The organism is Pseudomonas fragi (assembly GCF_002269505.1).
Taxonomy (GTDB): Bacteria; Pseudomonadota; Gammaproteobacteria; order Pseudomonadales; family Pseudomonadaceae; genus Aquipseudomonas; species Aquipseudomonas fragi_D.
Genome location: NZ_NQKQ01000047.1, coordinates 1 through 4,919 on the forward strand (window position 1 = coordinate 1; position 4,919 = coordinate 4,919).

The window sequence follows — 4,919 nt, forward strand, 5'->3', positions numbered from 1 at the left end:
ACTGGAGATGCATGAGCAGAAATACTCACAACACCTGCTATTGCAGAAAAAAAAAGCCTTTAATATCCATATTTCTCTCGGTTTATGTAGATTTCTAAATCTATATTAGCAGTTTTCTAAAAAAACTTCGAATCTGTCATTATCTCCCTCAGCGCCTTGGTATTCTTAATAGTTGCGGTCATAGCTCATGCGTTAGACTGACCTGCATGAACACCGGAGGCCCGCCATGAGCGCCCAACTGTCCCCTATCGTTTCTGAGTTCGAGACCGACGAACAAGCGGCCAGCTATGACCGCTGGTTCCGTGCCAAGGTGCTGGAAGCCATGAACAGCACCAAGCCACGACTGGCCCACGATGAGGCCATGTCGAAGGTCCAGGCAGCCCTAGAAGAGCGCAGGAAGCTTCGTGCAAGCCGTTCGCTGGACTGACGAGGCCACCACCGACCTGGTGGAGATCATCGACTACATCGAACAGCGCAACCCGCTCGCGGCCGAGGCACTGCACGCCGTCATACTGAGAACCGTTGAGGGTCTCCCATCCGCCCCCTACCTGTTCCGAGCAGGCCGCGTAATCGGCACTCGTGAATGCGTCGTGCACCCGAACTACGTGGTGATCTACCTGGTAGGCACTGACGCCATCGACGTGCTGCGGGTGCTACACGCTCGACAGGAATATCCCTAGGCGCATTTTTTGTGGCACAGCCGCCGGGCATCGGACGATGCCGACAGGCGCAGCGCGTCAGTAGCCTTTGAGGATCACCCAGTGCTCATCTTCGCCGCCGAACTGTTTGACAGTGCCATTGCTGTTGAACTGCTGGGGGTCGATGAGAGCGCAAAGGCGTTTTTTATCGCCGCAATTGGTCAGCTGTACGCGCCCCCCTCGACGTTCGAGGGCGGCCACGCTCGCTTCTAGGTCTGCTTTCTCCGCCCGCAGGGCAGCCAGATCACGCGCAGACGGAACCAGCAGCACCACGCCCAGCATCATGGCCGTGAATAGGCCGAACGCAGCCGCCACGCAAACCGCCAACCACTTCCAGCCCACCCAACTGATCGAATCGCGAAGTTCTTGCCCTGCCCCCACGGCATCGCCTGAGACCGCCTGTAATGCGCTTACAGCGGGTTTTATCGCATCCGCGATGGATGAGCGCGCTTTATCCGAAACACGCTCCAACACGTCCTGCAGGGCCTTATCGACCGCAATTCGCGTGGCCTTCTCGATAACCGCCGCCGAGGCATCACCCGCCTGCCGCATGGCCTGCACGGCATCACCCGCTTGGCGGATGGTCGTTTTCAGCTCGCCCAAGGTGGCGAGTTGGTCGCCGGCAATCTTCTGCTGTTCCTGGGCGGTGACAATCAGCCCGTAGATGGCTTGTTCTTCGCTCACGCTAAACCTCGATCACATTCCAAAATCTGGGCCGTCTCGCTTCGGCCCGTTTCGCGCTGGAGGCCTCGACGCTTGGCGCTCTCGCTCTTTCGCCGTTCGCGCCTCTGCACGCTGTCGCTCTTGCACCGCCCGCGCTTCTGCACGCTGTTTCTCTAGCTCTGCCAGCAAACGCGCCCGCTCGGCGTCCACCTTCGCTTGCTTGTCCTGATGCGCCCGGAATCCCGCCATGAAGGCATCCATGCCCGGCTGGGCCGCTTGCAGACGGCGCTCCCGCGCTTCTTGGAAATCGATAATCTGCGCCGACACCTGCCGCAGTTCGGCACGGTCGCGGCCAAGCTGCCGGTTCTGGTCGTTGGCTGCCGCTCGATTCAGTGCCCCCAGCGGCGCACGTCCAGCCCGAGCCGCTTCGCGCCGGATCTGCGTGACCCGCGGGCCTTCGTGCTGCGTGGCGGGCCTGTCCAGATCGTTAGCACGCTCATAATCGCCCGCCTCGATGGCTGCGGCGTGCTGGTCGGCAAGGCTGCGCATGTCGATGCGTTCCGCAGAACCGGCCCGCTCAAGCCCGAAATTAGTCTCAGCCTCGACCATCCCGCGCATCCACAGCACTTCTTGCGGGCCAGTCTTGAGGTCGTCTAGCTGGCGAGTCTTCCCGCCAAAGTCGCCGTTGGCGTCCATCTGCCGGGTGCTGAACAGGATGTGGGCGTGGTGGTTGCGCTGATCGCCTTCCGAGTCGGGCAGATGCACCGCAACCTGCGCGGCAACTTGGTATCGCTCGACCAGTTGACCTGCAATCTGGTCGGCCAGCTCTCGGCGTTGCTCCTGGTTAAGTTCGTTCGGAAGCGCTACGACAAGCTCGCGAGCGACGGTCGAGTTTTTCCGCTTTTCACTGGCCTCGACCTTGTTCCAAAGCGCGTCAGTGGTCATTGACGGCGCACCCATAGGTAAGTGCATCGACACATGATCTACACCACCTCTCCGGCGGTAGTCATGAACTTCGCCAGTACGCATATCGGTGATCTTCTCCGCCGTGCGATAGGCAGCGGCAGCAGTGGCGGAACGCCCACTACCACGACTGACTGTCTTACACGATGCAGATGCGAGTGCCACGGCTTTTGATCCTGCTTTGTTTTTGATTTTGATCCGCACGCAAACGAAGTTTGCCTAAGTGCGCCCTTCTCTTCTTTCAGGGATGATCTGTGTACGGCAATACTCTAGCGTAGAATGGCCAAAACAGACACCACTAGGAGCGATCACAACATGGCAGACTTGGACGAACTGAAACGCAAGCGTGACCAACTCACCGCGAAGATTCAGCAGGCAGAATCACGACAGAAAGCCACAGCCAAAAAGGCCCAAGATCGAATCAAGGTGTTGGTCGGGGCGGCGGTACTCCATCAGCAAACCCAGTCCACCGAAAAACGCGCGGCGTTGTTGGCGCTGCTGGATGGTTTCCTGACTCGGCCTGCTGAGCGATTGGCGGTGCTGGGGGAGGATGGGCAAGGCTCTGAGGCATTCAAGCAGCTGGTGACGCCTGACTAACGCGCTGCGCTTGTTAGGCGGCTGTCAGGTCAGCGCCGTTCCGGCACTGCCCAGCCCCCCCCGAACTGATTGCCCGCAAGCGGAGCGCGCAGGCCGAAGGCAGCGCCGCGAAGGAGCGAAACGCCCTTGCACTGCCTCAAGCCATGCACGTAGGTGGAAGGGCGTGCAGGGACTGGAGGGGCGCGCTTTTTTGGCGAAGTGGAGGTCTGTGGGTAACTCGCGTTTGGGTTTTTAATGCTTTTAAAAGCTTTTAAAGCTTTTAGGCGGGCTACAGGCCACGTATCACGTGGGCTACAGCGCTCATTAAACTACAGATTTACGGTCATGCAGCACCAAATTCACGGTCATATCACTACAAATTTACGGTTAAATCACTACAGATTTACGGTATTTAACTACATTTATATTTGAGTAGTTGTATTGGCTTTTTTCGCGGTGTAGTTTGGTCGCCTCTTCAATTCTGCGGGTGCCATATGCCGGCGTCGAAACAGACCATCATTGTGAAGTCGAACAAGTTGGTCGAGGCCAGCTACCGCCTTGATTTGATCGAGCAGCGAGTCATCCTGTACGCCATCGTCGAAGCCCGCGAAACCCAGAAGGGGCTAACTGATGGTTTCGTCACGATAGAGGCGAAGCGCTTTGCTCAAGCGTTCGACATGGACGAGGGCAATGTTTACGGCCAACTCAAGGAGGCGATGAAAACGCTATTCAACCGTTTTATCGTGACCCGTGATATTCACCCGGAAAGCGGCAAAGAGCGGGTCAGCATGATTCGCTGGATCTCGACCGCCAGCTACATCGACGGCGTGGGTGTCGTCCAGTTGCGCTTTGCCACCGACATGCTGCCGTACATCACCCGTTTGGAAACTGAGTTCACCAGCTACCGTCTGGAGAAGGTCGGACGTATGAGCAGCGTCCACGCAGTACGCCTTTACGAGCTACTGGTGCAGTACCTGAGTATTGGCAAACGTGAAATTGAAATCGCATGGCTCAAGGAAACTCTCGGCATCGCTGACGAATATCCGCGCATGGACAACCTTAAAAGGCGCGTCCTTGAACCAGCGTTGGCCCAAATCAACGAGCACAGTGACATTCTCGTGAGCTACACGCAGCGCAAGACCGGACGCGTCGTCACCCATCTAATTTTTTCCATAAAACCAGAGCCTAAAACCGCCACAGCGAAGCGCAAGACCGGAAGGCTAACTAAGAATGATGTGGAGCGCCAAGCGCGTCCAGGTGAGAGCTGGAAAGAGGCGGAAAACCGACTCAGCCAAAGTAATTAAATTAATTGGCTGAGTATAATCTACAACTATGGATTGAGTACTATGATCCGCTGACAAGCTCTTTGTTGAGTTCATTCAAAAGAGGGATATACTTAATAACGATACTATATAAACTGTAATTATATGCCACGCCTGAGTTTAGCTTTTTAAATGTAGCAACGTATTTACACGCTTCGCCAGGCGTGGAAAATTGGTTTGGACGTGTCCCGTAATCGTAATTACTCCAGCAAGACTTGGATTTCTCTGCTGGTAATGTGTTGCCGCTATCATCATAGGCCCACCGCCAGAGATCAGGGCTTTGCGGCGTTCCGAACTGATTAAAAATTTCGCTTGTGACCCTATTTATATAATCTTTTGTTTCCTTTTCATCTGCAGATTTATATTCAACACTTGTAATTGCATACAATCCTTTAGTGAGCTTTTCTGATTTCACAGTATTAACTGTTATACTACCTTTTTTACCAACCAAAAAAAATTTCTGTTCTAAATGTGGGGTCGAATTGAACTGTGAATCGCTATTCATTACCTCGACTGAGGCACCACCAAGAGCATTAGAAGCTTCTGATATCAGAGACTTGAGCATTTCTTGATCTTTTATCAATGTTCCAGGTTTTAAACCGTAAAAACTGATTGGATCTACTGGAGATGCATGAGCAGAAATACTCACAACACCTGCTATTGCAGAAAAAAAAAGCCTTTAATATCCATATTTCTC

General features: G+C 54.6%; 7 protein-coding genes. 4 read left to right on the plus strand and 3 right to left on the minus strand.

The window, feature by feature from the left end; all coding sequences use genetic code 11:
- Positions 1-226 precede the first annotated feature (226 nt).
- Positions 227-427, plus strand: a complete 201-nt coding sequence (relB, locus tag CJU81_RS23295; RefSeq protein ID WP_073514997.1) for a type II toxin-antitoxin system RelB family antitoxin — start codon at positions 227-229, stop codon at positions 425-427.
- Positions 405-680 carry a type II toxin-antitoxin system RelE/ParE family toxin gene (locus CJU81_RS23300; protein ID WP_095038416.1) on the plus strand — a complete coding sequence of 92 codons (276 nt, stop codon included), beginning with the start codon at positions 405-407 and terminating at the stop codon, positions 678-680. Before relB ends, CJU81_RS23300 begins: the two co-directional genes overlap by 23 nt.
- A gap of 57 nt (positions 681-737) precedes the next feature.
- Here CJU81_RS23300 and CJU81_RS23305 read toward each other — a convergent pair whose 3' ends face one another.
- Both CJU81_RS23305 and mobQ read right to left on the minus strand, forming a co-directional pair.
- Positions 738-1,382 (minus strand): hypothetical protein, encoded by a 645-nt coding sequence (locus CJU81_RS23305; protein WP_095038417.1) that lies wholly within the window; start codon positions 1,380-1,382, stop codon positions 738-740.
- Positions 1,383-1,394: 12 nt separating this feature from the next.
- Complete coding sequence (gene mobQ, locus CJU81_RS23310; protein ID WP_369679451.1) at positions 1,395-2,528, minus strand: MobQ family relaxase; 1,134 nt, start codon at positions 2,526-2,528, stop codon at positions 1,395-1,397.
- A gap of 111 nt (positions 2,529-2,639) precedes the next feature.
- Here mobQ and CJU81_RS23315 point away from each other — a divergent pair, with 111 nt between their 5' ends.
- Together CJU81_RS23315 and repM are read left to right on the plus strand one after the other, a co-directional pair.
- The gene (locus CJU81_RS23315) at positions 2,640-2,921 is read left to right on the plus strand and encodes a hypothetical protein (RefSeq protein WP_095038419.1); all 282 of its coding nucleotides are present in this window, start codon (positions 2,640-2,642) and stop codon (positions 2,919-2,921) included.
- A 473-nt stretch (positions 2,922-3,394) separates the two neighbouring features.
- Complete coding sequence (gene repM / locus CJU81_RS23320) at positions 3,395-4,204, plus strand: replication initiation protein RepM (RefSeq protein WP_095038420.1); 810 nt, start codon at positions 3,395-3,397, stop codon at positions 4,202-4,204.
- A gap of 40 nt (positions 4,205-4,244) precedes the next feature.
- Here the strand turns inward: repM and CJU81_RS23965 are convergent, their stop codons facing one another.
- Positions 4,245-4,871, minus strand: a complete 627-nt coding sequence (locus CJU81_RS23965; RefSeq protein ID WP_141232634.1) for a hypothetical protein — start codon at positions 4,869-4,871, stop codon at positions 4,245-4,247.
- Positions 4,872-4,919 lie beyond the last annotated feature (48 nt).